Origin of the sequence: Paraburkholderia sp. SIMBA_054, from assembly GCF_046534875.1 — a bacterium.
GTDB classification, from domain to species: domain Bacteria; phylum Pseudomonadota; class Gammaproteobacteria; order Burkholderiales; family Burkholderiaceae; genus Paraburkholderia; species Paraburkholderia hospita.
Genome location: NZ_JAWRXV010000084.1, coordinates 1 through 24,332 on the forward strand (window position 1 = coordinate 1; position 24,332 = coordinate 24,332).

The 24,332-nt window shown below is 63.2% G+C and carries 30 protein-coding genes and 1 tRNA gene; 18 read left to right on the plus strand and 13 right to left on the minus strand.

The genetic code is table 11. The annotated features are described in order from the left end of the window. The first annotated feature begins 290 nt into the window (after nt 1-290). Together SB822_RS49165 and rpiA are read left to right on the plus strand one after the other, a co-directional pair. Nucleotides 291-1,157: an N-acetylmuramoyl-L-alanine amidase gene (locus SB822_RS49165; protein ID WP_090838788.1), complete on the plus strand. Its 867-nt coding sequence runs from the start codon at nt 291-293 to the stop codon at nt 1,155-1,157. Nucleotides 1,158-1,252: 95 nt separating this feature from the next. After that, complete coding sequence (gene rpiA / locus SB822_RS49170) at nt 1,253-1,948, plus strand: ribose-5-phosphate isomerase RpiA (RefSeq protein WP_090838790.1); 696 nt, start codon at nt 1,253-1,255, stop codon at nt 1,946-1,948. A 308-nt stretch (nt 1,949-2,256) separates the two neighbouring features. Here the strand turns inward: rpiA and SB822_RS49175 are convergent, their stop codons facing one another. After that, nucleotides 2,257-2,454: a hypothetical protein gene (locus SB822_RS49175; protein ID WP_143055825.1), complete on the minus strand. Its 198-nt coding sequence runs from the start codon at nt 2,452-2,454 to the stop codon at nt 2,257-2,259. Between the two features lie 138 nt (nt 2,455-2,592). Next, nucleotides 2,593-3,330 (minus strand): Crp/Fnr family transcriptional regulator, encoded by a 738-nt coding sequence (locus SB822_RS49180; protein WP_090838796.1) that lies wholly within the window; start codon nt 3,328-3,330, stop codon nt 2,593-2,595. A 978-nt stretch (nt 3,331-4,308) separates the two neighbouring features. Between SB822_RS49180 and SB822_RS49185 the strand changes: the two genes are divergently transcribed. The 4 genes from SB822_RS49185 to lepB all read left to right on the plus strand — a co-directional run bounded on the left by SB822_RS49185 (nt 4,309) and on the right by lepB (nt 8,657). Further along, nucleotides 4,309-4,845, plus strand: a complete 537-nt coding sequence (locus SB822_RS49185) for a GNAT family N-acetyltransferase (protein WP_090838799.1) — start codon at nt 4,309-4,311, stop codon at nt 4,843-4,845. A 1,084-nt stretch (nt 4,846-5,929) separates the two neighbouring features. After that, entirely contained in the window at nt 5,930-6,640 is a 711-nt protein-coding gene (locus tag SB822_RS49190; RefSeq protein ID WP_090838802.1) for a FadR/GntR family transcriptional regulator, read from the plus strand. Between the two features lie 167 nt (nt 6,641-6,807). Then, nucleotides 6,808-7,812, plus strand: coding sequence for a Gfo/Idh/MocA family protein (locus tag SB822_RS49195; RefSeq protein ID WP_090838804.1), 1,005 nt, complete (start codon nt 6,808-6,810; stop codon nt 7,810-7,812). Nucleotides 7,813-7,967: 155 nt separating this feature from the next. Further along, entirely contained in the window at nt 7,968-8,657 is a 690-nt protein-coding gene (gene lepB, locus SB822_RS49200; protein WP_007737308.1) for a signal peptidase I, read from the plus strand. A gap of 41 nt (nt 8,658-8,698) precedes the next feature. On the opposite strand, the gene SB822_RS49205 is transcribed toward lepB, so the two are convergent. The 5 genes from SB822_RS49205 to SB822_RS49225 all read right to left on the minus strand — a co-directional run bounded on the left by SB822_RS49205 (nt 8,699) and on the right by SB822_RS49225 (nt 12,420). Further along, a complete protein-coding gene (locus tag SB822_RS49205) occupies nt 8,699-9,733 on the minus strand; it encodes a quinone-dependent dihydroorotate dehydrogenase (protein ID WP_086916363.1) in 1,035 nt (344 codons plus the stop codon). Nucleotides 9,734-9,864: 131 nt separating this feature from the next. Then, a complete protein-coding gene (locus tag SB822_RS49210; RefSeq protein WP_090838810.1) occupies nt 9,865-10,704 on the minus strand; it encodes an arginyltransferase in 840 nt (279 codons plus the stop codon). Between the two features lie 135 nt (nt 10,705-10,839). Beyond that, nucleotides 10,840-11,577, minus strand: a complete 738-nt coding sequence (aat, locus tag SB822_RS49215) for a leucyl/phenylalanyl-tRNA--protein transferase (RefSeq protein WP_090838811.1) — start codon at nt 11,575-11,577, stop codon at nt 10,840-10,842. 19 nt (nt 11,578-11,596) lie between these two features. Then, complete coding sequence (locus tag SB822_RS49220; protein WP_007737311.1) at nt 11,597-12,142, minus strand: NUDIX hydrolase; 546 nt, start codon at nt 12,140-12,142, stop codon at nt 11,597-11,599. Between the two features lie 201 nt (nt 12,143-12,343). Beyond that, a tRNA-Met gene (locus SB822_RS49225) sits at nt 12,344-12,420 on the minus strand. Between the two features lie 256 nt (nt 12,421-12,676). On the opposite strand from SB822_RS49225, the gene SB822_RS49230 reads away from it, so the two are divergent. Then, a complete protein-coding gene (locus SB822_RS49230) occupies nt 12,677-13,174 on the plus strand; it encodes a heme-degrading domain-containing protein (RefSeq protein ID WP_007588048.1) in 498 nt (165 codons plus the stop codon). A 3-nt stretch (nt 13,175-13,177) separates the two neighbouring features. After that, nucleotides 13,178-13,516, plus strand: a complete 339-nt coding sequence (locus SB822_RS49235; protein ID WP_007588046.1) for a DMT family transporter — start codon at nt 13,178-13,180, stop codon at nt 13,514-13,516. A 27-nt stretch (nt 13,517-13,543) separates the two neighbouring features. Here SB822_RS49235 and SB822_RS49240 read toward each other — a convergent pair whose 3' ends face one another. Both SB822_RS49240 and SB822_RS49245 read right to left on the minus strand, forming a co-directional pair. Beyond that, entirely contained in the window at nt 13,544-13,897 is a 354-nt protein-coding gene (locus SB822_RS49240) for a hypothetical protein (RefSeq protein ID WP_007737316.1), read from the minus strand. Nucleotides 13,898-14,047: 150 nt separating this feature from the next. Continuing rightward, the gene (locus SB822_RS49245) at nt 14,048-14,272 is read right to left on the minus strand and encodes a hypothetical protein (protein ID WP_090838813.1); all 225 of its coding nucleotides are present in this window, start codon (nt 14,270-14,272) and stop codon (nt 14,048-14,050) included. Between the two features lie 161 nt (nt 14,273-14,433). Between SB822_RS49245 and SB822_RS49250 the strand changes: the two genes are divergently transcribed. Next, entirely contained in the window at nt 14,434-14,709 is a 276-nt protein-coding gene (locus SB822_RS49250; protein WP_079499483.1) for a hypothetical protein, read from the plus strand. Nucleotides 14,710-14,932: 223 nt separating this feature from the next. Further along, nucleotides 14,933-15,220, plus strand: coding sequence for a DUF1488 domain-containing protein (locus tag SB822_RS49255; RefSeq protein WP_090838832.1), 288 nt, complete (start codon nt 14,933-14,935; stop codon nt 15,218-15,220). 38 nt (nt 15,221-15,258) lie between these two features. On the opposite strand, the gene SB822_RS49260 is transcribed toward SB822_RS49255, so the two are convergent. Beyond that, the gene (locus SB822_RS49260) at nt 15,259-16,242 is read right to left on the minus strand and encodes an NAD-dependent epimerase/dehydratase family protein (protein ID WP_090838815.1); all 984 of its coding nucleotides are present in this window, start codon (nt 16,240-16,242) and stop codon (nt 15,259-15,261) included. 128 nt (nt 16,243-16,370) lie between these two features. On the opposite strand from SB822_RS49260, the gene SB822_RS49265 reads away from it, so the two are divergent. Both SB822_RS49265 and SB822_RS49270 read left to right on the plus strand, forming a co-directional pair. Further along, nucleotides 16,371-17,129, plus strand: coding sequence for a TetR/AcrR family transcriptional regulator (locus SB822_RS49265; protein WP_090838817.1), 759 nt, complete (start codon nt 16,371-16,373; stop codon nt 17,127-17,129). Nucleotides 17,130-17,231: 102 nt separating this feature from the next. Beyond that, nucleotides 17,232-18,362 (plus strand): enoyl-CoA hydratase/isomerase family protein, encoded by a 1,131-nt coding sequence (locus SB822_RS49270; RefSeq protein ID WP_090838819.1) that lies wholly within the window; start codon nt 17,232-17,234, stop codon nt 18,360-18,362. Nucleotides 18,363-18,392: 30 nt separating this feature from the next. Here SB822_RS49270 and SB822_RS49275 read toward each other — a convergent pair whose 3' ends face one another. Further along, the gene (locus SB822_RS49275; RefSeq protein WP_079500145.1) at nt 18,393-18,812 is read right to left on the minus strand and encodes a hypothetical protein; all 420 of its coding nucleotides are present in this window, start codon (nt 18,810-18,812) and stop codon (nt 18,393-18,395) included. Between the two features lie 602 nt (nt 18,813-19,414). Here SB822_RS49275 and ssuD point away from each other — a divergent pair. Genes ssuD through SB822_RS49295 form a run of 4 tightly spaced genes read left to right on the plus strand, consistent with a single transcriptional unit; the run spans nt 19,415 to nt 22,636 of the window. Further along, on the plus strand, nt 19,415-20,578 hold the full coding sequence (gene ssuD, locus SB822_RS49280; protein WP_090838825.1) for an FMNH2-dependent alkanesulfonate monooxygenase: 1,164 nt from the start codon (nt 19,415-19,417) through the stop codon (nt 20,576-20,578). A 58-nt stretch (nt 20,579-20,636) separates the two neighbouring features. Further along, the gene (gene ssuC / locus SB822_RS49285) at nt 20,637-21,467 is read left to right on the plus strand and encodes an aliphatic sulfonate ABC transporter permease SsuC (RefSeq protein WP_090838827.1); all 831 of its coding nucleotides are present in this window, start codon (nt 20,637-20,639) and stop codon (nt 21,465-21,467) included. Then, a complete protein-coding gene (locus tag SB822_RS49290; protein WP_090838829.1) occupies nt 21,464-22,375 on the plus strand; it encodes an ATP-binding cassette domain-containing protein in 912 nt (303 codons plus the stop codon). Before ssuC ends, SB822_RS49290 begins: the two co-directional genes overlap by 4 nt. Before the next feature lie 45 nt (nt 22,376-22,420). Then, nucleotides 22,421-22,636: a molybdopterin-binding protein gene (locus SB822_RS49295; RefSeq protein ID WP_007588023.1), complete on the plus strand. Its 216-nt coding sequence runs from the start codon at nt 22,421-22,423 to the stop codon at nt 22,634-22,636. 64 nt (nt 22,637-22,700) lie between these two features. On the opposite strand, the gene SB822_RS49300 is transcribed toward SB822_RS49295, so the two are convergent. Beyond that, entirely contained in the window at nt 22,701-22,976 is a 276-nt protein-coding gene (locus SB822_RS49300; protein ID WP_079499489.1) for a hypothetical protein, read from the minus strand. A 209-nt stretch (nt 22,977-23,185) separates the two neighbouring features. Here SB822_RS49300 and SB822_RS49305 point away from each other — a divergent pair, with 209 nt between their 5' ends. Next, a complete protein-coding gene (locus SB822_RS49305) occupies nt 23,186-23,386 on the plus strand; it encodes a hypothetical protein (protein ID WP_007588020.1) in 201 nt (66 codons plus the stop codon). Between the two features lie 34 nt (nt 23,387-23,420). Then, a complete protein-coding gene (locus tag SB822_RS49310) occupies nt 23,421-23,672 on the plus strand; it encodes a hypothetical protein (RefSeq protein ID WP_007588019.1) in 252 nt (83 codons plus the stop codon). Between the two features lie 335 nt (nt 23,673-24,007). On the opposite strand, the gene SB822_RS49315 is transcribed toward SB822_RS49310, so the two are convergent. Then, nucleotides 24,008-24,274: a hypothetical protein gene (locus SB822_RS49315; RefSeq protein WP_007588017.1), complete on the minus strand. Its 267-nt coding sequence runs from the start codon at nt 24,272-24,274 to the stop codon at nt 24,008-24,010. Between the last annotated feature and the right edge of the window lie 58 nt (nt 24,275-24,332).

The following is a 24,332-nucleotide window of genomic DNA, read 5'->3' on the forward strand; positions in this document are numbered from 1 at the left end:
GAACCAGTTCGCGATCCTCTACGAGGATCGCTTCACCAGGAATCATTTGTAGAATGCAATTGATGAGCCTGCCAGATCGCAGGCTTTTAGCTGCCTTGCACACAAAAATTCAGACACTCCCTGTTTAGGTTTGCGCTGGCATCCGAGTTATGTCTTTGGTGTTCAAGCGTCGCCCCGCACAGGGGCAACGCATGCGAACCAGAGACAAAACGCGGATGCCACCGCAAAGGCCAAAACACCGACCGGTGCAAAAACCGCAAAGAGCCAGGAACCGAAAGACCCCAACAGCGATGAAACCCACCTCAATCAGCGCGGCAGCGCTAGCAGCAACGTTACTAACAACAGCCTGCACCTCGACCATCATCCACCACACCACCTACTACACAGACACATCGCACACAGCGCAATACCAGGACACCCGCATCCGCTTCCTCGTGATGCACTACACCGAGATCGATGAAAAACAGTCGCTAGACGTCCTGACGCATGAACAGGTCAGCGCCCACTACGTCATCCCCGATCATCCAAAAGAAAAAAACGGCGAACCAATCATCTGGCAACTGGTGCCCGAATCACAACGCGCCTGGCACGCAGGCCTAAGTTCCTGGCAAGGCACAACAGAACTGAACGCCGCCTCGATCGGCATCGAAAACGTGAACCTCGGCCCCATCGACACACCGCAGGGCCGCACCTGGCAACCCTATCCGCCGGAGCAGGTGAGCGCGATGATCCGCCTCGCAAAAGACATCGTCACGCGATATAACATTCCGCCGACGCGCATCGTCGGCCACAGCGACATCGCGCCGCAACGCAAGATCGACCCGGGCCCGCTCTTCCCGTGGAAGCAACTCTACGATGCAGGCGTCGGCGCATGGCCCGACGATGCGACCGTCGCAAAAGAACTCGCAGGCCGAGATCCGCATGCGCCTACAGACGTCCGCGCGCTCCAGCAAAAGCTCGCACGCTACGGCTATGAAGTCGCGACGGATGGCGTGCTCAACGACAGCACGCGCCGCGTGTTCGCCGCGTTCCAGGTGCATTTCCGTCCCGCCGACTACTCGGGTAATCCCGATGCGCAAACCGATGCGATCGCGCAGGCGCTGCTCGACAAGTACACGCAGGCCGCCCCGCCAGAACCGGCACGGCCCGCGCCATGAACGGCAAGCGCACGCTCAACACGTGCAATAAATCCGGCCCCGCGCCTCGACTCCGGTAAACTTGCATTTTTCCGTTTGCCCTGGCATTTCTCATCATGACTCAAGACGAACTCAAGCAACTGGTCGGCCAAGCCGCCGCCGACTACGTGATCGCAAACGTGCCCGAAGGCGCCATCATCGGCGTCGGCACCGGCTCGACGGCGAACTGCTTCATCGACGCGCTCGCCGCCCACAAGTCGCGCTATCGCGGCGCAGTGTCCAGCTCGGTCGCGACGACGGCGCGCCTGCAATCGCACGGCATCCAGGTGTTCGATCTGAACGACATCGAATCGCTGCCCGTTTATGTCGACGGCGCCGATGAAATAGATCACGGCGGCGCAATGATCAAGGGCGGCGGCGGCGCGCTCACGCGCGAGAAAATCGTCGCGTCGGTGTCGGAGAAGTTCGTCTGCATCGCGGACGCGAGCAAGGTCGTCGACGTGCTCGGCCAGTTTCCGCTCCCCATCGAAGTCGTACCGATGGCGCGCACGGCAATCGGCCGCCGCGTGACAGCGAAGGGCGGCGTGCCCGTCGTGCGCGTGACGAAGGACGGCTCGCCGTACATCACCGACAACGGCAACGAAATCCTCGACGTCAAGGGTCTGCGCATCAGCGATCCGCGTACAGTCGAAGCGCACATCAACGCGTGGCCGGGCGTCGTGACGGTCGGCCTGTTCGCGACGCGCGGCGCGGACCTGTGCCTGCTCGGCACGGACAAGGGCGTTGAAAGGATCGACTACTCACGCAGCTAATCACACCGCAATTCAAGCCTCAAAACGAACGCGCCGCCTCGCATGGTGCAAGGCGGCGCGTTTTGTTTTGCAGCACGCAATGTAGCGCAACGTTTGAAGGACGCACTGGATCGCAAGCAGCATGATTCGATTGTGCGTCCAGTGAGCGTGGCAAGCCCTTGCGTGGATGCGTGTGAACAGGCGATGCCCTTGTCGGCGACGAGTCTGCACAGCCGTTTGATGATCGTCAGCTGCGCGCGGCCTAAGTGATCGCGCGTGATGCGGCGCGTTTTTCGAAACGTCCCACACGCGTGCATTGCGCGCGAGCTTCACGCGCACGCCGAGCGCTTCGAGACGTTCGCGGAATGCGCCATCGGAGTGCAGCAGCACTTCGCCGCGCGATGCGCACGCCCGCACGAGCAGCAGCAGAACTCCGCGCCGCCGGGTTCGCCGCTTTGATCGACGAATAGCACGCTGCGCGGATCGGCGCTTGCTTCGTCGACGGCGACGCGAGCGCGCATTGACATGCGATCAGCAGCCGTTCGGTATCGGTGAGACCGGTCGGCGCCGAACAGCGCATTCAGTGCGCGTTCAGCGCGCCTGCGATGACGAATAGCGCATCCAAGCCGCGTGCGACGCTTTTGATACGGAACCCACCAACCTCTTCAGTTCACCGCTTCGACTTGATGCAGGCACCGCGGCAGCAGACGGTCGAACTCGCGCTTCACGAGGCCATAGCATTCGCAGGCGCGGGCTTCGAGGCCCTTGCGGTCGAGCACCTTGATATGGCCGCGGCTGTGATGAATCAGGCCTTCATCATGCAGCTTGCCGGCCGCTTCCGTGATGCCTTCGCGGCGCACGCCGAGCATATCGGCGATCAGCTGTTGCGTGACGGTCAGATCGTTCGAGGCGACGCGGTCCACTTCGATCAGCAGCCAGCGGCACAGCTGCTTGCTGAGCGAGTGATGGCGGTTGCATGCAGCCGTCTGCGCGACCTGCGTGAGCAGTGCGTGCATGTAGAGGAGCATCAGCCGGCGCAGCAGATCCGAGCGTTGCAGCTGCTGGCGCAGCGCCTGTGCGCTGATGCGGTAAGCGAAGCCTGAGCATTGCACCTGCACGCGGTTCGGCATGGTTTCACCGCCCGTGAGGATGGGCACGCCCGTCATGCCTTCGCGGCCTACCGCGGCAATCTCGACCGAGCCGCCGTCTTCCATCGTGGAGAGCAGCGAGATGATCGCACTCGTCGGGAAATACACGTGATGAATGCGCTGCCCGGAGTCGCACAGCAATTGCTCCGTGCGCAGATGAACGAGCTCAAGATGAGGGACGAGCGCCTGCCACTCATGGGGCGGCAGGGAGCCCAGCAAATGGTTGCCGTGCAGATCGGATTGAAGGGTCAACATGATCGGTCCTCGCATGAAGCCCGCGCATTGTGCGCATGGCTGTTTTTGTCCGTCTCTGCGTCGTTTGTTGTTCCGCCTGGCAAGCGGCGATACGCAGGGTCGGCCCCGTCCGGCTTTCCCGCGCCTTCACGATTCCGATTCGTGGGGGGGCGCTGTTGCCGTGCGCTACCTTTAGCGACAACCATGCCAATAACCCCGATAGCAAGCACCCATGCGGGCTTGCCTCGCGACGCCTGGTTTGAGAAATGGCAAAACGCGCAGTTTTGTTTCAAATATGCAAAACGGCTTTTTTTGCGCTGTACGACCGATTCTTCATTAAATACGATCTGCAAGTCGTTGATCAGATTGAAGTTTGAATAAGAAACTCGATGCGCGGGAGTGGCCCGTCAACGGCGCGGTACACGCCAAAAGTGTGTCACATAGACGTTTCGACGACTCGCCAGAATTGATTCAGATATGTTGCATGGCTTGAGTACGCTGCCGCACGGACGCGTGCTTTGGCGACGCGATTTCGTTGCTTGCGCAGTGAGTGTGTTCGACGCACGCCAACGTCACAGGGCCGGGTGTTTGCGCGAAGCCGCCCTTGCAACAAGGGCAATCCGGCTGTTTCGGCGCAAGCGCGGCGTATCGGCCATAGAAGGCGGGCGCGGTGCTGTTGATTCCATGCGCTTCGCCATTTGGCGTCAAGCCTGTAACACGCCCGGTGAGCGGAGTTAGCGAAATCGTTTGACGTCGACCGTGCAGCAGACGGAACAGCGTCGTGTCGAGCGCAGAGCGCGCCCTCCGGTCCATGTGAATGGCGCGCGGCACCGGCGTGACGGCTCGCTTCAGTGATCGTATTTGACGTATCCGGATGCTGGAGCGTCGGTGCGATTCCGCACGGAAATACGGAGGTCCTGGAAGTAATGTGTCGTCGTAACAAAGGGATCACGCTCGCCGCACTGTGCTCACCTGACCATAAGCCATAGGGGAAACGTGATGAACTGGAAGACGCTGGAGTTCGACCAACTCAGCGCGCGCGAGCTGTACCTGATCATGCGGGCGCGCAGCGCTGTGTTCGTCGTCGAACAATGGCACATCCATCTCGACGCGGACGGTCACGATGAAGGCGCGCTGCATCTGTTCGCCGCCGAGGACATGACCCGGCAGATGCCGATTCTCGCGTACGCGCGTATCCAGCCGGGCGACAGCGAAGACCCCGACGTGGTGATCGACAAGATCCTGACGAGTCCGGCCCGGCGCAGCGATGGCACAGCGCTTGCGCTGATCGAGCGCGCGCTGCATGACATCTGCAAGCGTTGGCCGGGACGCGCAGTGCGTGTGACGGCGCAGGTCGGGTTGCGCGGCTTCTACGAGCAGTTCGGCTTCAGGAAGACGGATGGTCCGTTTCTTGATCACGGCACGCCGTACATCGGGCTCAGATGGCAGCCGCGCACGGGCAGCCAAAGTCTGTTCGCGGCGCAGTGGCGCGAGCGTGAAGACGCGACACCCATCAACACGTTCGAGCTTCAATGACTGCGGAAGCGCGTCTTCCGCAGGGTCGGCTGCCGCGCCGCCGCTGATGCTCGTGATGTCGGCGCTGCTCTGTCTCATCTATTCGATTGCGATGCCTGACGGCGGCAGCCGCATGCGGATCATCGCGAGCGTGCTGCTGGCGTGCGGGCAATGTGTGTGGCGCGGCATCGTGAGCGGCTCTGTGTGTGCACGCACAGAACGGCAGCATAAAAGTCTGATTGAATGGCTGCATCGTGCTGGCATGTTCGAGTCGAGGCATGCAGCGGACGCAAGAAAGACATACACGTAAGGGATGGCGAATGAATGCGCGGACACCCGTCAGTGAAATCGATGTGAAACCCATGCCGTGCGCCTTCAATGAACAACGCTTTCGAATTGATGGACGACACACACTTCAGCGTAAGTGTTTTGTCGAACGAGCAGGAACCGCATTGCCGTCATTTCGCGGGCGAACCGTAAACATGGCTGGCACCCAGTTTTTCCGCCGCGGATGGGCTGCCGGGCGTGAGGCTGCTAGAGAGGGCAGTGGCACGCTTTGCAGCCCGTATCGTCGACCGTCATCCGTGCGGCGACCACAGGTTGTTCATAGGAGTGGAGTATTGGTCTTTTCGCTCGAGCAGGCGTCGCCTGATGTTTTTCGGCGGACGCTACGCTTGCGTGGCGGCGGACCGTTGTTGACGGAGGGATACGACGATCCAGGCGAATCGGAGCCGCGCGATTGATGAGCGGACCGTATAAATCATACGGGTCATATGCACGTATAAGAATGCGGACTGCTAATTGATTCGATCGGTAACAAACGTAACGAATGTAACCGCAAGGGATTATCGGACCTATGCGTGCAGTACTTTCGATGCAATTTTTCCCCATTGCGCAAACTTGTGGCGATGTGCTTCCAGATTCGCTTCACGACGCGTTATACGAAAGAAACAATTGATCGGAGGGAATACCCTGTCGAGTAATTTCCCGACTGGCGCATCCAGATAAAGCAACGCAACGTATTGTTCACAAAATAAAAAATGACACGAGGGCACGTGATCAACATTCATCGCAGGCGAGAAACGCCGCATCGGGGAGAAGGATGATGGAACAAACCAATAAAGAACGTTCCTTGGTTAGCAAGGTCATGGATGGTCTTGTGACCGGGATCGTCGAAGAGAAGTACGGTGCGGTGTTACCGCCGCAAGACGTATTGTCGAAGGAATTCGACGTCAGCCGCACGGTGATGCGCGAGGCACTGTCGATGCTGCTCGCCCGTCACATGCTCGACGTGCGGCCCAAGATCGGCACGCGTATCAGGCCGATGCACGACTGGCGCATGATCGACGAGGACGTCGTGAACTGGCGCTTTCGTGCGAAGCCCGATCCGATGTTCTTGCGCGACGTGATCGAGTTCCGCGTGCTGATCGAACCGCGCGCCGCTGCACAGGCGGCCACGCGCGGTAACGCCTCGGACATCGCCGCGATCCGCGATGCGTTCGAGGCTTTCCGCAACAGCCCGCCTGGCGAACCCGGGCATCAGACTGCGGATGAAGTACTGCATACGCGCATCGTGATTGCGAGCGGCAACCAGTTCTTCCAGCAGATGGCGGCGATTATTCGAGGTGCGCTATCCGCGTTGAAGCCGCTCGTCGATCTGCCGCACAGCGCATGGGAAGAAACGGTGCGGTTGCACTCGCGCGTGGTCGAGGCGATCGAGCGGCACGATGCGAAGGAAGCGGAAACGGCGTCGATTGCGTTGATCGATTTCTCGATGAGCCGCCTGAGCGGTGCCATGCCGGACGCTGCGGCATAGCAACAGGACGAGGCAGGGCAGCTCAGTTTCAACAGGTTTCAACAGGTTTCACCCGGCAACACCGGTAGCACCCCAGGCCGTGCGAAGGCGAGTCCGACGAAGTGATACGCGACATCGGCGACAATGTCGGCTGTCACTCACTGGATGGACACCCCTTTTTGCGACCGATGAATAACGCAGCAACCCACCACCATTCCGGGCATCTCGCGACATTACGCTGGGGCATCGTTGGCACAGGCCGCATCGCCCATCGTTTCGCGCAAAGCCTCGCGCATGTCCCCGACACGCGGCTGACAGCAGTCTGGTCCCGCCGCCGCGCTCCCGCTGAAACGTTTGCGCAGCAACATGGGGGACAGGCGCTCGACAGCTTCGACGCACTCCTTCAAAGCGGCATCGACGCGCTCTATATCGCGACGATGCAGGACAGCCACGCGCACTACGCGACGGCCGCGCTCGAAGCCGGTATTCATGTGCTGTGCGAAAAGCCCGCGACGGTCAACGCGGCGCAACTCGATCGCGTGATCGACAGCGCGCGCGCGTCGCAACGGCTCTTCATGGAAGCGATGAAGCCGCCGTTCTATCCGCTCTACAGGAAGCTGCGCGCCCATCTCGCGAACGATCCTATCGGTGCGATCGGCCTCGTGCGAGCCGGCTGCTCGGTGCCGGGCGTGCCCGACGATCATCCGTCGCTGTCGCTCGAACAGGCGGGCGGCGCGCTGCTCGATATCGGTATCTACGAGATGTTTCTTGCTGTCGACTGGCTCGGCGCGCCGCTCGACGTGCAGACGCTGGGACGGCTCGGGCGGACGGGCGTCGATACCTTCGCGAGCCTCAACAGCCGCCACGAAAACGGCATTGCGCAGATCTTTTGCGGACTGGACCTGTTCGGCAAGGGCGATGCGTTTATCGCGGGCACGCTGGGCCACATCACGATTCACGAGAACTGGTGGAACCCGGCGCGTGCGACGGTGCGCTACGTGGACGGACGCATCGTTGAACTCGATGCGCCGTTCGAAGGCGGCGGCCTCAACTACGAGACCGCGCACTTCTGCGATCTGATTCGCAGCGGCGAGCTCGAAAGTCCCATCATGACGCACGCGAAGTCGCGCCAGATGATCGCGATGGCCGATGCGGCGCGCGCGGCACTGGGGCTCAGGTTTCCATGCGAGTGACGCTGCGCGACGGGCGCGCGCAATGATAGGATCGTCGCCGCCGGTGCGGGTGTGGACGGGTGCAGGTGGGTGTTCGGCCCTGTGTTCGCGCCTGAAAACAAAGGCCGCCAGTTTCGTTTCCCTTCCGTAGACAAGCTGTTTCGAGGAGCGCGATGATGCGCATGCTGGCCAGACTGTGGCGCGAGTACAAGAGTCTCGTCGCGTTTATCGTTCTGATGGTGCTGTTTCGCAGCGCGATCGCCGACTGGAACGTCGTGCCGAGTGGCTCGATGCTGCCGACCATCCGCGAGGGCGACCGCATCCTCGTCGACAAGATGGCTTACGATCTGCGCGTGCCGCTCACGCACATCGCAATCGCACATCTGCATGACCCGCAGCGCGGCGACATCGTGACGATCGATTCATCCGCCGCGCACGAGCTGATCGTGAAACGCCTGATCGGCCTGCCTGGCGATATCGTCGCGATGCGCGACAACGTGCTGTACGTGAACGGCGTGCGCGCGAGCTATCAACCGCTTCCGCTCGCACCGTTGCCCGGCGACGCTGCTTCACCCGGCGATTATCTGACAGAGCGCTTCGCGGGCGTTGCGCATGTCGTGCGGCTCTCGGAAGTCGCGCCGAGCCCGCGCCGCTCGTTCGACCCGGTGACGGTGCCCGCGGGCGAATATCTGATGCTCGGCGACAATCGCGATGACAGCGCGGATTCGCGCTATTTCGGTTTCTTTCCGCGTGAAGAGCTGATGGGCCGCACGCGCCGTGTCGCGTTTTCGCTCGACCCGGATCACTTCTACAAGCCGCGCTTCGACCGGTTCGGCACGCGGCTCGATGCGGTGGCGGCGCGTTGACGTTGCATCTCTAGCGGTGTTCGGTCGCGCCGCGGCTTCGCTCAGCCCCGGCGATTGGCAAGCGCTTGCGCGCACTCGGCGACGAGGGCAGGGCCGCGATAGATGAAGCCCGTATAAAGCTGCACGAGCGATGCGCCCGCATCGAGCTTGGCCTGCGCGTCCGCGCCCGAGAAAATCCCGCCCACGCCGATGATCGGCACCTCGCTGCCGACTTGCACGCGCAGCTTGCGGATCACCTCGTTCGATGCATCGAACACAGGACGCCCCGACAGGCCGCCCGCTTCGTCGGCGTGCGGCAGGCCTTGCACGGCAGTGCGCGAGAGTGTCGTGTTGGTCGCGATCACGCCTTCGAACCGGTGACGCAGCAACGTATCGGCGATCGACTTGATCTGCTCGTCGTCGAGATCAGGCGCGATCTTCAGCGCGAGCGGCACGAGCTTGCCGTGCAGATCGGCGAGACGCTGCTGCTTGTCCTTCAGCGCGGCGAGCAGCGCGTCGAGTTCGTCCGCGCCTTGCAACTGGCGCAGGTTCTTCGTGTTCGGCGACGAGATGTTGACGGTCACGTAGCTCGCGAACGGATAGACGCGCTCGAGGCAATACAGGTAGTCGTCGGCGGCGCGCTCGATCGGCGTGTCGGCGTTCTTGCCGATGTTCAGCCCGAGCGTGCCGCGATAGCGCGCGGCCTGCACGTTCTTCACGAACTGGTCGACGCCCGCGTTGTTGAAGCCCATCCGGTTGATCACGGCATTCGCCTGCGGCAAGCGGAACATGCGCGGGCGCGGATTGCCCGGCTGCGCGCGCGGCGTCACGGTGCCGACCTCGATGAAGCCGAAACCGAGCGCCGCGAGACCGTCGATGCACGCGCCATCCTTGTCGAGACCTGCCGCGAGGCCGACCGGGTTCCTGAACGTCAGCCCCATCACGGTGCGCGGCGAATCGGGCACGTGCGGCGCGAGCGCGCCCGCGAGTCCGGTGCGTCCGGCCGCGCCAAGCATGCGCAGGGTGAGATGGTGGGCGTCTTCCGCGTCCATGCGGAAGAGTTGGGCGCGTACGAGCGGATAGAGGGAACTGAACACGGCGGGGCGCCTGGCGGCTGAAAATGAGAACCCGCTATTTTAACGGTTCGGCGCGGCGGCTATCGACGTTTCGGTTTTGAAGCGAATCGGGACTAAAGGGCGGCTGCGAATCCGCTACTCCGTCCGAGCAATCAGCCTCGCTCGCCACGCATGCCGCGCATGCCCGCTTTCGCGGCATCGACGGGGGAGAGATCCAGCGCGTCAGTGTCGAGCACCTTCCATGCGCCGTCGAAAAGCCCTTCGAGCGGCGTGAAATTGGCCTTGTAGGCCATCTTCGGGCTTTCGCGGATCCAGTAGCCGAGATACACGTGCGGCAGCTTGAGGCTGCGCGCCTGCTCGATCTGCCAGAGGATGTTGTAGGTGCCGAAGCTCGTGTGCGGCAGGTCGGGATCGAAGAACGTATACACCGACGACAGTCCGTCGCCGAGGATATCGATCATGCTGACCATGCGCAGCGTGCCGGGCATGTCGGGATGGCCTGCGTAACCGGGATTGGCGGGCTCGCGGAATTCGACGAGGCGCGAATTGATCCGGCTTTGCAACAGGAACTGTTCGTACTGGTCGCGGCTGTCGCGGTCCATGCCGCCGCCCGCGTGGCGGGCCGACTGATAGCGCATGTAGAGCGCGTAGTGCTCTTCGTCGTAATGCAGCGGCGCGACGGTCGCGATCAGGTTGCCGTGACGTTTCCACACCCGCCGCTGCGTGCGGTTCGGCGTGAAGCGTTCGACGGGCACGCGCACGGGCACGCATGCGCGGCAGCCGTCGCAGTACGGCCGGTACGTGAACACGCCCGAGCGGCGAAAGCCCGCGCGTACGAGTTCGGTATAGACGTCGGAGTTGATCAGATGGCTGGGCGTCGCAACCTGCGAGCGCGCGACGCGCCCTTCCAGATAACTGCAAGGGTAAGGCGCTGTTGCATAGAATTGCAGCGCCGAAAGCGGTGAAAGCGGCAGCTCATTCGGGTGAGTCACGTTAGCAGCTCTCGAAGCGTTTCTGGATTTGCCAATCCGGCTCGCTGCTCAACGGTAGTGTGCAGCATGCCCGGCGGACGCGTCCATGGCGATTGTCATCGTTCACGTGGCGTTGGCCCTCGACGACGCTGCGCATCACACCGCCGGCGCAAAAAGATCGCGCACGACGGTCTTGTCGAACGACCAGGGGATCGGCGCTGCGTCGACGTTCGCGCGCACATGCGCGACGAACGCCTTGCGCGTGATCTCGCGGCCGCCCAGCGACGCCAGATGCGACGTGTTCTGCTGGCAGTCTATCATTTCTATTTCGTGACGTCGCAAGTGGAAGACGAGCGCGGAGAGCGCAATTTTCGATGCATCGGTGACGTCCGCAAACATCGATTCGCCGAAGAACATTTTGCCGAACGACACGCCATACAATCCGCCGACGCGCTTTCCCTCGTGCCACGCTTCGATGCTGTGCGCTTCGCCGCGGCGGTGCAATGCCGTGTAAGCCTCGATCACGTCCGACGTGATCCAGGTGCCGCGCTGGCCGTGACGCGGCGCGAGCGCGCAGGCGCGCATCACGGCGGGGAAATCGGCGTCTACGCGGATTTCCCACGCGTCGTCACGCAGCACGCGCTTGAGCGTCTTTTTCAGCGAAGGCGAGATCTTGAACTCGCGCGGCCGCAGGACCATGCGCGGGTCGGGTGTCCACCAGAGCACGGGCTGACCGTCGGAGTACCACGGAAAAATGCCGCGCCGGTACGCGTCGATCAGCCTCGACGGCAACAGGTCTGCGCTTGCCGCGAGCAGGCCCGGCGCGCCGCTCGCTGTGGACAGCGCGCGTTCGACGGGCGGAAACGGATCGTCGGGGCCTAGCCAGGGAACCATGCGACAGCTGTCGTTGTGGTCAACCGTCGCGCAGCGAGCGGAAGATGTCGCCCGTGTGCAGACCGTAGTTGCCCGACGCGCGGTCGGTGAAGAAGAAGCGCAAGGTTTGCGCGACGGTCGGGAACGCGATGTCGTTCCATGGAATTTCGTGCTCTTCGAAGAGGCGCACTTCGAGGCTCTCTTCGCCTGCTTCGACATCGAGATCGAGCAGCCGCGCGAGGTAGAACAGATGCACCTGATGCACGTGCGGCACGTTCAGCAGCGTGTACAGGTTTTGCACTTCGACGCGCGCGCCGGCTTCTTCCAGCGTTTCGCGCGAGGCGGCTTCCGAGGTGGTCTCTCCCATTTCCATGAAGCCTGCGGGCAGAGTCCAGTAGCCGTAGCGCGGTTCGATCGCGCGCCGGCACAGCAGCACCTTGTCATCCCAGACGGGAACGGTGCCGACCACGTTGCGCGGATTCTGATAGTGCACGGTGCCGCAGCTCGCGCAGACGAAGCGTTCACGGTTGTCGCCGGGCGGGATGCTCAGGCTCACTGCGTGGCCGCAGACGGAACAGAATTTCATAGGAAGCGGATGGGAAACGGTGATGGGAGTGTATCACCGGGGAGCGGCGTGACGATGACGGAGGCGGACGACGTAAGTGCTGCGTGCGCGTGATGATTTCGTGTTGAAGCGAAGGCCGACCCGCAAAACAAAAAACCCGCCATGGGCGGGTTTGATGGTGCGACGGCTTGATGACGCTTGGAACATGTAACCAGTGAGTACTGGTTGCGGGGGTAGGATTTGAACCTACGACCTTCGGGTTATGAGCCCGACGAGCTGCCAGACTGCTCCACCCCGCGTCCGTCGAAGAAAAGATTATAGGGCAACCGCATGCTCAATGCAATCAGTTTTTAAGAATCGACATGAAAGTGTGGAAAGCGACGGTGATCTGGCTTGCCGCGACAAGTGCGTCGAAGGCGCATCGAATGCCCGTCGTTACTGTGAGAGCATGGCCATGTAGCGCACGACACGTGCGCTAGAATCCTCGTTCTTCGGTGCCGAACGAGACTTCTATCGCGTGCGGCACCGCATTCATCAATGCTCTCTCGACACGCCATGGACATCGCTCACGATTTGCAGTCGATCGCTGCGCAGGAACACTCGCTTGTCTTCCCTCATTTCGATGCCGACACCGCGTGGCAACTCGGCGCGTATCTGCGCGAGGTCGCGAAAGCGCGCGGCCTTGCGCTCGCCATCGATATCCGCACGTTCGGCCAGCCCATGTTCTTCTCGTTGCTGGAAGGCGCGACGCCGGACAACGTCAACTGGGCGCGCCGCAAGGGCAACACGGTCGCGTATTTCCGCTGCAGCTCGTATGCCGTCGGGCTGAAGCTGCAACAGTCGAACGCGACGCTGGCCGACAAACACAGTCTTCCCGTGGCCGACTATGCATCGCATGGCGGTGCGTTTCCGCTGACCGTGAAGGGCGCGGGCGTAATCGGATCGGTGACGGTATCGGGGCTGCCGCAACGCGCGGATCACGAACTCGTCGTCGAGGCGCTGTGCGCGCAACTCGGCCACGACTACAGCAAGCTCGCGCTTGCGAAGGCCTGACGCATGCGCGTGCCGCCCTATGCATTGCTCGGCATCGCCATCGTCGCCGAAGTGATCGCGACCTCGGCGCTGCGCGCGTCGGAAGGCTTCACGCGGCTCGTGCCCGCGCTCGTCGTGCTGCTCGGCTACGGCATTTCGTTTTACTGCCTGTCGCTCACGCTGAAGAGCCTGCCCGTCGGCATCGTGTATGCGATCTGGTCCGGCGTCGGGATCGTGCTGATCACGCTGGTCGCGATCGTGATGTATCGACAGGTGCCGGATCTTGCGGCTGTCGCGGGTTTGAGCCTGATCGTCGCGGGCGTCGTCGTGCTCAACCTGTTTTCGAAGATGCAGGCGCATTGACGCCGCGCGGCGCTGACAGCTAGTGAATCACTTGCAGCGAATCACCATCGAACGGTTCTTCACGCTCGCCGACACCACGTTCGTGACGCTGCCGCCTGCCAGGCCGCCATCGTCGCTGTCCTTCGAAACGATGTCGTAACCCGTCGCGCCGCACGCCTTGCCCGCCAGCACGTAGCACGATGCCCAGCTCGAACTCGCGTCCGCGCCGCTGCAGCTGACCGCGAAGCCGGTTTCGCCGTTGGGCAGGTTGATCAGCTTCGTTTCGTTCGACGACGCGCATGCGCCAAGGCTCGCAATCGCGAGTGCGGCAAGCGGCAGCGCGGCAGCACGAATCGCGTGGGAGACAAGAGGGTGGCGCGCGCGCCGTTCGATCGACTTCATTGTGTTTCCTTCCAGAAATAAGCTGTGACGCGAGCACTGCGAACGGGAGCCGCCAGCGTCGTCCTCCCGATATGGGTGACGAGCTACCGCTGGCGTGCCGCATTGCGGACATGACGCGGGCCATGGTGGCTTGACGAGACGTCGGGGGCCTCAGGCTTGCGGTCGGAGGCTCAAGTGTCCCGTTTCGGACAGATCGATTCGGATGCCCGCCTGCCCGACGAGGCGCCGGCTGTCGGCGCCTTCTTCCGTCGCCGCGTCCTCCCAGATACTGATCGCTTTCGGAATGTCGATGCCGTGACTTTCCGCGTATGCGAACCACGCGTTGGCCGCGTCCGGTTCGGCGATCTCGCGCTCTCGAAGCAAATATTTTCCCATATCGTCGGTTCTCGTCCGGAAATTGCAGGCGGCGCGCCCGTGTGCGCTTGTTGGGAGGGCCGCGCAGAACTTATCGCGCGGCGCGAGGACTTACCGTGTATCGCACGTGGCGTGCCGCGTGCTGTCGATTCCATTGCAGCAACATCGAACGAGAGGCGAACATGGCAGAGCGGGTGAGCGGCCCTTATCGGGGCTATTACATCAGCGCATCGGCGCGGCTCGTGCCGCCGCATGAGCAGGCGCGGCGCGCGGGCGAGCGGGAAGGGCTGTATGTCGGAGCGGTCAGTCTGTCGGAGCGCGGGCCCGATGATCCGCACCTGATCGAAACGCTGATCGAAATCGGCGACGAGCATCGCTTCGCGTCGGAAGACGAAGCGCTGGTCTTTGTCGAGAAGGCGGGCCGCGCGTATGTCGACCGGCTGCTGGACGGTGAGTGATTCGGGGCCCTACGCGCGCCGGTCGAGCACACGCATCAGACCGGACGGACGCGCCGCGCCGCTGAAGCAAGCCCGGCAAAACGCGACGTACCCGACGCTGGACCGTCGCATGCCGCTACGAGTACCATTAAGCCCGCTAATTGGGCCAGTGGTCCGCATGCCGGTTCTCGCGCACCTATGCGGCCACTCGCCTGGAACGCCGGATTTTCCCGATGAGGTCACCATGGAGATTCGTTTTCCCGCGGACGCGCCCGCTTACCGCGACTTCAATCTGACGCTGGTGTTTCCGGCGCTGGTCGACGGTGAGCGGGTGCCGTGCGCGATTTCCGTCGAAGCGCTCGAAGATCATTTCGGCGCCGACGCGAACGACACCGACGCCTGGCGCCGCGCATTCGACGCGGGCCGCGAGCGTATCGAAGCCGTCGCGCGCGAACATCTGCTGATCAGCAATGGCACGCCGGTTCTGCTCAAGAGCGGCCACTTTCCGCCGGGCAATCTCGCGAGTGCCTGAACAGCGCACATTACGAAGCGTTTGCGAGGCGGCGTCCGTCACGCCGCCTGCGCGCCAGCGGCCTGTTGCACCGCACGCTGCGCAGCCGCCAGCGACTGCGCAATGCCCGCTTCATACGATGTCTTCCTGACAGGACCAATCAGCCTGGTCAGCGCCGAGTCGTCGAGCACGACGGGGTCCGTCAGCAGGTAATGCATTTCGACCATTTCGCGCAGCAGCGGGTTGAAGAGACCCATGATGCGCAGCATCGTCTTGTTCGCCACCATTAGCTTCGGTTCGCGTTGCGCGAGCGCGTAGGCGCGTTCAGCGATTTCGCGCTGCGTGATGGTGCCCGCGCCTGCCAGATGCAGCACGCGGCCAAATGCTTCGGGCGTGCGCGAAAGGCGTTCGACGACTGGCCCCACGTCGGGCATGAACACGAATTCATGCGGCACGTCGATCGGGCCGATCATCTGCGCCCGTGTGCCTTTCGCCGCGCCTTCGAATACGCCATGCAGGAAGCTGCGCTCGACGCCCGGACCATAGAAGTCGGGTAGGCGCAGCACGAGCGTTTCGAGCCCGTCGTGGCCATGCGCGTCGATCACGAGATTCTCCTGTGCGAGCCGCATCTTGCCTTTGAACGTATGCGGCTCGCGCAGATGCGACTCGGTGACGGGCGTGCTGCGCGCGCGTCCATACGGATAAACGGTGCCGATCAGGATCAGGCGCTGCACGCCGGCCGCGCGCAGTCCGTCGAGCGTCTTTTGCATAAGCACGGGATGCTGTTCGAACTGGTGATACGGCACACCGACGAGATACACCGCCGTCTGCAAGCCGGCTGCCGCGGCGGCGATCGTGGCGGGATCGTCCGGATTCCACGTAACGACTTCCGCCAGAGGATCGTGACCGAACGACGCCTGTAGCGCCTGCCTCCCGCGTCCGATCACCCGATAGCGCCGGCCCGCCGCGCTGAGCGCGTGGGCGATGCTGCGTCCGGCGGCGCCCGCCGCGCCGAACAGCCCGATCTGTACTGCGTTTTCCATGACATCTCCCGTCGACGGCGCCCCGTTCTATCGTTGAGACTGAGCGCAAGAAATTTACTGAACACTGTTCACTGAACGATGTTCAGTTTAAATTGACTTTTCAGTTTGTCAACCGGAAAATCGGCGTCATGGGAATCGCTGAAAGAAAGACTCGTCAGAAACAGGAACTGCGCACGCGCATCCTCGACGCCGCGCGGCGCATCGTCATGCGCGAGGGCTTTGGCGCGCTGTCGATGCGCAAGATCGCCGATGCAATCGAATACTCGCCGGCCACGCTGTATCTGCACTTCGAAAGCCGCGATGCGATTGCGCGCGCGCTGTGCGCGGAGGGCTACGCGCAACTGCTGGCCAGTTTCGAGCCGTTGACGGCCATCGCCGATGCCGCTGAACGGCTCAAGGCGATCGGCCGCGCGTATGTCGCGTTCGGTGTCGCGCATCCGGAAACGTACCGGCTGATCTTCATGGAAGACCCGTCCTATACGGGCGCCGCGCTCGTTGGCGGGGCGGGCGCTGATGGCGGAGGTGACGAGGACCATGCAGACCACGCAGACGATAAGGCGTTCCGTTTGATGGTCGACTCGATCGATGCGCTCAAGGCAGGCGGCCGTCTGCCGGACGCGCCCGATAGCCAGGTGTGCGCCGAGGCGTTCTGGGCGACGATGCACGGCATCGTCGCGTTGCATCTGACGTGCCCCGTGTTTCCGCGCGCGCCGCTCGATGCCGTGGTGGACGCAGCGCTCGTCGCGTGGTTCGGCGCGGGCGACGCGACAACAGCAGCGAATAAGGACGAAGCGTCAGGCGAGGGCGCGACGCCCGCTCAGACGCAGCACGTCGACAAGCCGTCAAAGCCGCGGCGTGCCGCATCATCGAAACCGAAAGCCGCATAAGGCCAGGCCGGCGCATCCACGCCTGCCGGTTTCACTGAAGAAGTCCGATACGCGTGCTACCGTTTGCGTCGCACGCCCATTCAACCGCTTCACGCCCACACCATGTCGATACCCGAATCGCCCCGCGGCTCCGACGAGCTGATCGCCTATGTCGCCAATCGCATTGGCTTCATCGAACTGAACCGGCCGAAGGCGCTCAACGCGCTGTCGCTGGACATGATGCGCGCGATGCATGCGGCACTCGACGAATGGCGCGAAGATCCCGACGTGCTGGCCGTCGTCGTGCGCAGCACGAGCGAGCGCGCGTTCTGCGCGGGCGGCGACATCCGTTACCTGTATGAATCATTCCGCCGTGGCGACGGCGATGCCGTGGACACGTTCTTCATCGACGAATACCGGCTCGACCACGCCATCTTCACCTACACGAAGCCGTATATCGCGTTCATGAACGGCATCGTGATGGGCGGCGGTATGGGCATTTCGCAGGGCGCGCATCGCACGGGCGGCTTGCGTGTCGTGACCTCGACGACGCGCATGGCGATGCCGGAATCGCGCATCGGCCTGTTTCCCGATGTCGGCGCGGGCTGGTTTCTCGCGCGCACACCGGGCGCGATCGGCCGCTATCTTGCTGTGACGGGCGAGACGATCGGCCCGGCCGACGCGCTCTACGCGGGTCTCGCCGACGCCTGGCTGCCCGATCAGGCGATTCCCTCACTGATCGACCGCCTGAAGACGGAGTCATTCGAGCAGGGCGCCGACGTCGTCGCGGCCGTGCTGCGTGAAGCGCAATCGCACAAGATCGTGCCGACGCCCGACACATCGCCGCTCGCCGACGCGCGCACGTCGATCGACCGGCACTTCGCGCTGCCGGACATCGTGCAGATCATCCAGTCGCTCGATCGCGAAGGCGATTGCAACTACGCCGACTGGGCCGACCAGACGGGCGCCGTGCTGCGCGAGCGCTCGCCGCTGTCGATGGCCGTTGCACTGGAGGTGGTGACGCGCGCCGAAGGCACGATGGCGGAATGCCTGCGCCGCGATCTGGATCTGACGCGCTCGTCGTTCGAACGCGGCGACGCGCCGGAAGGCATCCGCGCGCGCATCATCGATAAAGACAACAAGCCGCAGTGGCGCTTTGCGCGCATCGAGGACGTGACGCGCACGGACGTCGAGAAGATGTTCGACAGCCCTTGGCCCGCGAACGAGCATCCGCTGCGCGACCTGCAGGGCTGAAGCAAAAGACGAACGAACGGGCGGGCGGCCTTAGTCCTCGCTCGCCATGAAGGCGCGCATGAATACGAGCGCGCCCCAGCCCCACATCGCATTCGACGCGAAGCCGAGCGCAAGGCGCGGCAGCATGTTGCCCGTCGGCCAGATGCCGCGAAGGGGATCGACGACGAACACGCCCGCCGCCGTCAGCACGATGCCGCCGAACACGAACGCCTGAACCCACGGCGCGGGCCGCTCGGGCGATACGCGCAACAGCCACGCCATCAGCACGCCCCATACCGAACTCCAGATCGCGTTGGCGATGAATTCCGGCAGCCCGATGGGCACGAACGGCGTGGTCGAGAACCCTGTCGGGTCGATGAGGCCGGCGGCGTGCAGGAGCGCGAGTGTCGACTCGTGAAAGAACAGCGACGCCAGAAAGCCGGACACGAACGGCAGGATGATTTTTTGCATGCTTGACAGCGACGGTCGCCGGGCGTCATTGACTTTGCGCAACGCCCGCGCAGGTTGATCGGAACGAGCGCCATTATATGGGTTGCGCGGCGCGGATCAGGTGCGCTGGCGGACGGTGCGCGTGCGCGGCGTATGCTGCAGCGTCAGGTAAAGCACGAAAGTGGAAAACCTAAGCTCAAAAAAATCGTTCAAAAGAAAGAGCGCGGTCCATAGACTGTTTTCCCATGCAGGCGGCGCAGCACGCATGAAGCACGCATGAAGCGTGTGCGAGAAGCACATGCGAGGCGCCGCTGCCCGACACGCAGCGCGCACATTGGATGAGGCGCGCTGCGTGCGCCGATCACATCGATTCACTTGAGAGAACTCGTCGCGATGTCCCATCCGATGCCCATTCGTGCTTGCCCGGCTGCGCCGTCCGCGGCGCGCGATCCAGGCCTGCCGGGCAGGCCGCCTCGCTGTCGCCGCTGACGCGGTCTTCTTCAATCACCCGTTTTCGATGCGCTGCGCGTGCGTGGCAGGGCGTGTCACGCCTTTCGCACGCGCCCGCAAGCAACGCATCCCGTCATCCCTAAGACATCAGACGAACAAGGCAGGAACTGCAGATGAATGTGTTCTGGTTCATTCCGACTCACGGCGACAGCCGCTATCTCGGCACGTCGCAAGGCGCGCGTGCAGCCGACTATGACTACTTCCGGCAGATCGCCGTCGCAGCCGATACGCTCGGCTACGAGGGCGTGCTGCTGCCGACGGGCCGCTCGTGCGAAGACGCATGGGTCGTCGCGTCGAGCCTGATTCCCGCCACCAAGCGCCTGAAGTTCCTCGTCGCGATCCGTCCGGGAATCTCGTCGCCGGGGCTGTCGGCGCGTATGGCGTCGACCTTCGACCGGCTGTCGGGCGGGCGTTTGCTGATCAACGTCGTGACGGGCGGCGATGCCGCGGAACTCGAAGGCGACGGGCTGTTCGTCGATCACGACACGCGCTACGAAATCACCGATGAATTCCTGCGCATCTGGCGCGGCCTGCTGACTAGCGCGCATCAGGGTGAGACCTTCGATTTCATCGGCAAGCATCTGACGTCGAAGGGCGGCAAGGTGCTGTATCCGCCCGTGCAGGACCCGCATCCGCCGCTGTGGTTCGGCGGCTCGTCGCCGGCGGCGCACGAGATGGCGGGCGAGCACATCGACACGTATCTGACGTGGGGCGAGCCGCCCGAAGCGGTCGCGAAGAAGGTCGCCGACATCCGCGCGCGCGCCGCGCAGCACGGCCGCAAGATCAAGTTCGGTATTCGCCTGCATGTGATCGTGCGCGAGACGGAAGACGAAGCGTGGGCAGCCGCCGACAAGCTCATCAGCAAGCTCGACGACGAAACGGTCGCCCGCGCGCAGGCGTCGTTCTCGAAGATGGATTCCGAAGGGCAGCGGCGCATGGCCGCACTGCACGGCGGCAAGCGCGGCTCGCGCCAGGACCTGGAGGTGTATCCGAACCTGTGGGCGGGCGTGGGCCTGGTGCGCGGCGGCGCGGGCACGGCGCTCGTCGGCAGCCCGGAGCAGGTCGCGGCGCGCATGCAGGAATACGCGGACCTTGGCATCGAGACGTTCATTCTGTCCGGTTATCCGCATCTCGAAGAGTCGTACCGCTTTGCCGAGCTCGTGTTCCCGCTGCTGCCGGGTCGGCAGCAGGCGGCGGTGAGCGGCAGCCTGCCGCTGTCGGGGCCGTTCGGCGAAATCGTCGGCAACAACTATGCGCCGAAGGCGTCGCAAAGCTGATTCGTTGTCCGGAGGCGATGCGCAACGACGCGTCGCTTCATGAAAGGAGTGCTGGTTTATGTCGACTGTTTCTGGCAACCGTGCTGCGGGTTTCAATCTCGCCCGCCTGAACCTGGGGCCGCTCGCGCTCAGGCTCGCGCCGTGGATCGTGCCGCTCGTCATCCTGCTCGCGTGGGAAATCGCCGCGCGCAGTGGCGTGCTGTCGACGCGTGTGCTGCCCGAGCCGCTCGCCGTCGTGAAGGCCGCGTGGTCGCTGATCGAGTCGGGCGAAATGTGGGCTGACGTGAAGGTCAGTACGTGGCGCGCGGTGTCGGGCTTCGCGATCGGCGGCGGCATCGGTTTCGTGCTCGGGCTTGCGACAGGTCTGTTCCGGCCCGTCGATATCGCGCTCGACACGACCGTGCAAATGATCCGCAACATCCCCGCGCTCGCGATGATTCCGCTCGTGATCCTTTGGTTCGGTATCGAGGAGGAGGCGAAGGTGTTTCTGGTGTCGCTGGGCGTGTTCTTTCCAATCTATGTGAACACGTATCACGGCATCCGTTCCGTCGACGCGAATCTGATCGAAATGGCACGCAGCTACGGCGTGAAGGGTTTCGCGCTGTATCGCGACGTGATCCTGCCGGGCGCGCTGCCGTCGATTCTCGTCGGCGTGCGTTTCGCGTTCGGGCTGATGTGGGTCACGCTGATCGTCGCGGAAACGATCTCCGCGCAATCGGGCATCGGCTACATGACGATGAACGCGCGCGAGTTTCTGCAAACGGATGTGGTGGTGGTCGGGATTCTGCTGTATGCGGCGCTCGGCAAGCTCGCCGACATGCTCGCGAAAGGGCTCGAGCGGGTGTCGCTGCGCTGGCATCCCGCGTATCAACGAGGAACGAAAGCATGATTGCGAGCACATTGTCCGTATTGATGGGCGGGATCACGGGCGCGGATCTCGAAGACGAGCTTCGGCAGCAGGGCACGCATGAGCTTGCGTCGACGCAAGCACCCGCGCTGCGCGAGATCGCACGTGAAAAGCACGATATTTCGGTCGAACTGCGCGGCGTTGGCAAACGCTACGGCGAGCGCGCGGTGCTCACGGACTTCGATCTGTCGATCAAGCGCGGCAGCTTCGTGTCGATCGTCGGACGCAGCGGCTGCGGGAAGTCGACATTGCTGCGGCTGATCGCGGGTCTCGAAGCGCCGACCTCGGGCACGCTCGACAAACACGCCGACGGCTCGCATCCCTTCGACACGCGGATCATGTTTCAGGACGCGCGTCTGCTGCCGTGGAAGACGGTGCTGCAGAACGTGATGCTGGGCCTCGGCCGTTCATCACGCGACAAAGCGCGCGCGGTGCTCGACGAAGTCGGCTTGCTCGAACGCGCGAACGACTGGCCCGCGCAACTGTCGGGTGGCCAGCGGCAGCGCGTCGCGCTGGCGCGCGCGCTCGTGCATCGGCCGCAACTGCTGCTGCTCGACGAGCCGCTTGGCGCGCTCGACGCGTTGACGCGCATCGAAATGCACGCGCTGATCGAGCGCTTGTGGCGTGAGCACCGTTTCACTGCGCTGCTCGTCACGCACGACGTGCAGGAAGCCGTCGCGCTCGGCGATCGCATTCTGCTGATCGAGGAGGGCAGGATCGCGCTCGATCAACCCGTGCCACTCGCGCGGCCGCGCGAGCGGGCGACGGCGGCATTCGCGCAACTCGAAGAACGCGTGTTGCAGCGTGTGATGAAGACACGCGCAACCGACGAACCCGCACCTCAGGATGCCCGCACCGTGCATGCACGCGATATCCGCTGGGCAGTTTGAACGCTGGCTGGATACTTTTTCATCGACCCACCGGAGCTATCCGATATGAGCATTTCCGCGATCAACGTACGCAACCAGTTCAAAGGCAAAGTGAAGGAAATCATCCGCGGACCCGTCGTGTCCGAAGTCGATGTCGATACGCCGTTCGGCGTCGTCACGTCGGTCATCACGACGCGCTCGATCGACGAACTCGAACTGAAGGTCGGCGCGGAAGTGGTCGCGCTCGTCAAGTCGACGGAGGTGTCGATCGCGCGCCTGTAACGCGCGCTGTTGCCGCTGTTGCTTGTGACGCGCGGCGCTTTGTCGAAGCCGCCGACGCTGCCCGCTATTTCGCGTTCGTCGCGCTGGCGGGCGGGTGAACCGACATGTCGTCGTTGGGCGGCTTGCGCGGCTTCTTGACGGGCATGTTGTCGGGATTGGTCGCGCTCGCCGCGCCCGAGGCCGCCGCGGGCGGCGGTTTCACCATCGTCGTGCCGCCCGTTTGCGGCGCGACGGTCTGGCCCCACGCCAACTGCGCGACACCCGCCGATGCCGCAAGCACGGCGGCGCTTCCTATCGACGCCCATGCATGACGTCTGAGTTTCATCATCGTCGCAATCATTGGGTTCTCTCTGCGGTTTTTTTCTCCTGTTGCTAGGCGCGTGCCAGCCGCTGCGGGCCGCGCGTTCTTCTGCATCGGATAGCGCGTGCGGGCGCGCACCGCGTCCCGTCCCGTCCCGGCAATCCTGGCTGGAAGTGCTAGCATGAATTCAGCATCGACTGGCGCATTGCCATACGGGCGGCGCGCCGCCAACGAATGTGGAGGCTGCGATGACGAAGTCCTTGAGTGCGGTTGCAATCGATACCTTACGGCAACTGAACGACATCGGAACCGGGCAGGCGGCGCCTGCCGTCGAGCCCGTCGTCGAGAAAGAGTTGCTGGGAGCGGGGCTGGTGGCGAAATCGGGGAAGGGCGCGGGCGTCGAAATCACCTGCGACGGCAGGAAGTATCTGTCCGGCGATTGCGACTGATCCGGCGACTGAACCTGAGACGGAGGGACGCGCGATGGAGCCGAAAGGCATCGACATGGGCGACTACCAGGAGCGCTACAAGGAGTTCGAGATGGAGGTCTGCGTCGAGCAGGTGCTGACGGGCGTCAAGGCGCACTTCCGCATACTGAAGGACGACGCGGTGATGTTGGACTGGCGGCTGGTGCCGATCGACGGCTTCTGGCCGACCGAGCACGCAGCGGCCGAAGCGGGCTTCCGCGCAGCGCGCGAAGCCATCGATGTCGAACTGCTGGCCGCAGGCGGATAGTCGTTTCACACGGCGCAAAAAATAAAGCCGGATGCTCTGAGAAGAACATCCGGCTGAACTACACCTGCAACAACAGACTGCGTGGTACTGCCAGGGTACGGCAACTTCCAACTGCTGGTACTTCCAGATACTGCTACTTCGCCATCAACGGTACTGCTTTACTACGGTCAAGCTTTGATTGCGGTACTGCTACATCTGGAACTGCAACTTCAAGACTACCTGCTGCCACTTCTACGACGACTGCAACTGCAAGTACTGCGTGCTACCAGTGCTGCTCGATACTGCTGGGTACTGCCTGCTACGAAACTGCTGTGTGCTTGCGGTCCTGTTTCGGCTTAGTGGCCGAAGAACACCGAGCCCGGGCCCGTCACGGGCTCATGCTTGCCAGCTTGCGACGAACCGTTTTGCACGCCGCCGTAGGCGTTTGCATTGGCTTGTTGCGCTTCAGCTGCCAGCGTTTCCGCGTTCTGGCCTTGTTGCGATGCCGGTGCGCCAACCGTCGGGTTGTAGTGCGGAGCCGGACCGTAGCCGCTTGCGAAAGCGGGAGCAGCCAGGGTAGCGGAAGCGGCGATCAGAACTGCGGCGATAAGCTTGGTCTTCATGGTGAACTCTCCGTAATGTTTTGATTCAGTAAGACGTTGCGGTCTTTGCTTTGCAGCG

Excerpts from the sequence above, each read along its gene's own strand:
- SB822_RS49165 (WP_090838788.1), top strand. The coding sequence starts at position 291 with ATGAAACCCACCTCAATCAGCGCGGCAGCGCTAGCAGCAACGTTACTA.
- rpiA (WP_090838790.1), top strand. The coding sequence starts at position 1,253 with ATGACTCAAGACGAACTCAAGCAACTGGTCGGCCAAGCCGCCGCCGAC.
- SB822_RS49175 (WP_143055825.1), bottom strand. The coding sequence starts at position 2,454 with ATGTCAATGCGCGCTCGCGTCGCCGTCGACGAAGCAAGCGCCGATCCG.
- SB822_RS49180 (WP_090838796.1), bottom strand. The coding sequence starts at position 3,330 with ATGTTGACCCTTCAATCCGATCTGCACGGCAACCATTTGCTGGGCTCC.
- SB822_RS49185 (WP_090838799.1), top strand. The coding sequence starts at position 4,309 with ATGAACTGGAAGACGCTGGAGTTCGACCAACTCAGCGCGCGCGAGCTG.
- SB822_RS49190 (WP_090838802.1), top strand. The coding sequence starts at position 5,930 with ATGGAACAAACCAATAAAGAACGTTCCTTGGTTAGCAAGGTCATGGAT.
- SB822_RS49195 (WP_090838804.1), top strand. The coding sequence starts at position 6,808 with ATGAATAACGCAGCAACCCACCACCATTCCGGGCATCTCGCGACATTA.
- lepB (WP_007737308.1), top strand. The coding sequence starts at position 7,968 with ATGCGCATGCTGGCCAGACTGTGGCGCGAGTACAAGAGTCTCGTCGCG.
- aat (WP_090838811.1), bottom strand. The coding sequence starts at position 11,577 with ATGGTTCCCTGGCTAGGCCCCGACGATCCGTTTCCGCCCGTCGAACGC.
- SB822_RS49220 (WP_007737311.1), bottom strand. The coding sequence starts at position 12,142 with ATGAAATTCTGTTCCGTCTGCGGCCACGCAGTGAGCCTGAGCATCCCG.
- SB822_RS49230 (WP_007588048.1), top strand. The coding sequence starts at position 12,677 with ATGGACATCGCTCACGATTTGCAGTCGATCGCTGCGCAGGAACACTCG.
- SB822_RS49235 (WP_007588046.1), top strand. The coding sequence starts at position 13,178 with ATGCGCGTGCCGCCCTATGCATTGCTCGGCATCGCCATCGTCGCCGAA.
- SB822_RS49240 (WP_007737316.1), bottom strand. The coding sequence starts at position 13,897 with ATGAAGTCGATCGAACGGCGCGCGCGCCACCCTCTTGTCTCCCACGCG.
- SB822_RS49245 (WP_090838813.1), bottom strand. The coding sequence starts at position 14,272 with ATGGGAAAATATTTGCTTCGAGAGCGCGAGATCGCCGAACCGGACGCG.
- SB822_RS49250 (WP_079499483.1), top strand. The coding sequence starts at position 14,434 with ATGGCAGAGCGGGTGAGCGGCCCTTATCGGGGCTATTACATCAGCGCA.
- SB822_RS49255 (WP_090838832.1), top strand. The coding sequence starts at position 14,933 with ATGGAGATTCGTTTTCCCGCGGACGCGCCCGCTTACCGCGACTTCAAT.
- SB822_RS49260 (WP_090838815.1), bottom strand. The coding sequence starts at position 16,242 with ATGGAAAACGCAGTACAGATCGGGCTGTTCGGCGCGGCGGGCGCCGCC.
- SB822_RS49265 (WP_090838817.1), top strand. The coding sequence starts at position 16,371 with ATGGGAATCGCTGAAAGAAAGACTCGTCAGAAACAGGAACTGCGCACG.
- SB822_RS49270 (WP_090838819.1), top strand. The coding sequence starts at position 17,232 with ATGTCGATACCCGAATCGCCCCGCGGCTCCGACGAGCTGATCGCCTAT.
- SB822_RS49275 (WP_079500145.1), bottom strand. The coding sequence starts at position 18,812 with ATGCAAAAAATCATCCTGCCGTTCGTGTCCGGCTTTCTGGCGTCGCTG.
- ssuD (WP_090838825.1), top strand. The coding sequence starts at position 19,415 with ATGAATGTGTTCTGGTTCATTCCGACTCACGGCGACAGCCGCTATCTC.
- ssuC (WP_090838827.1), top strand. The coding sequence starts at position 20,637 with ATGTCGACTGTTTCTGGCAACCGTGCTGCGGGTTTCAATCTCGCCCGC.
- SB822_RS49290 (WP_090838829.1), top strand. The coding sequence starts at position 21,464 with ATGATTGCGAGCACATTGTCCGTATTGATGGGCGGGATCACGGGCGCG.
- SB822_RS49295 (WP_007588023.1), top strand. The coding sequence starts at position 22,421 with ATGAGCATTTCCGCGATCAACGTACGCAACCAGTTCAAAGGCAAAGTG.
- SB822_RS49300 (WP_079499489.1), bottom strand. The coding sequence starts at position 22,976 with ATGATTGCGACGATGATGAAACTCAGACGTCATGCATGGGCGTCGATA.
- SB822_RS49305 (WP_007588020.1), top strand. The coding sequence starts at position 23,186 with ATGACGAAGTCCTTGAGTGCGGTTGCAATCGATACCTTACGGCAACTG.
- SB822_RS49310 (WP_007588019.1), top strand. The coding sequence starts at position 23,421 with ATGGAGCCGAAAGGCATCGACATGGGCGACTACCAGGAGCGCTACAAG.
- SB822_RS49315 (WP_007588017.1), bottom strand. The coding sequence starts at position 24,274 with ATGAAGACCAAGCTTATCGCCGCAGTTCTGATCGCCGCTTCCGCTACC.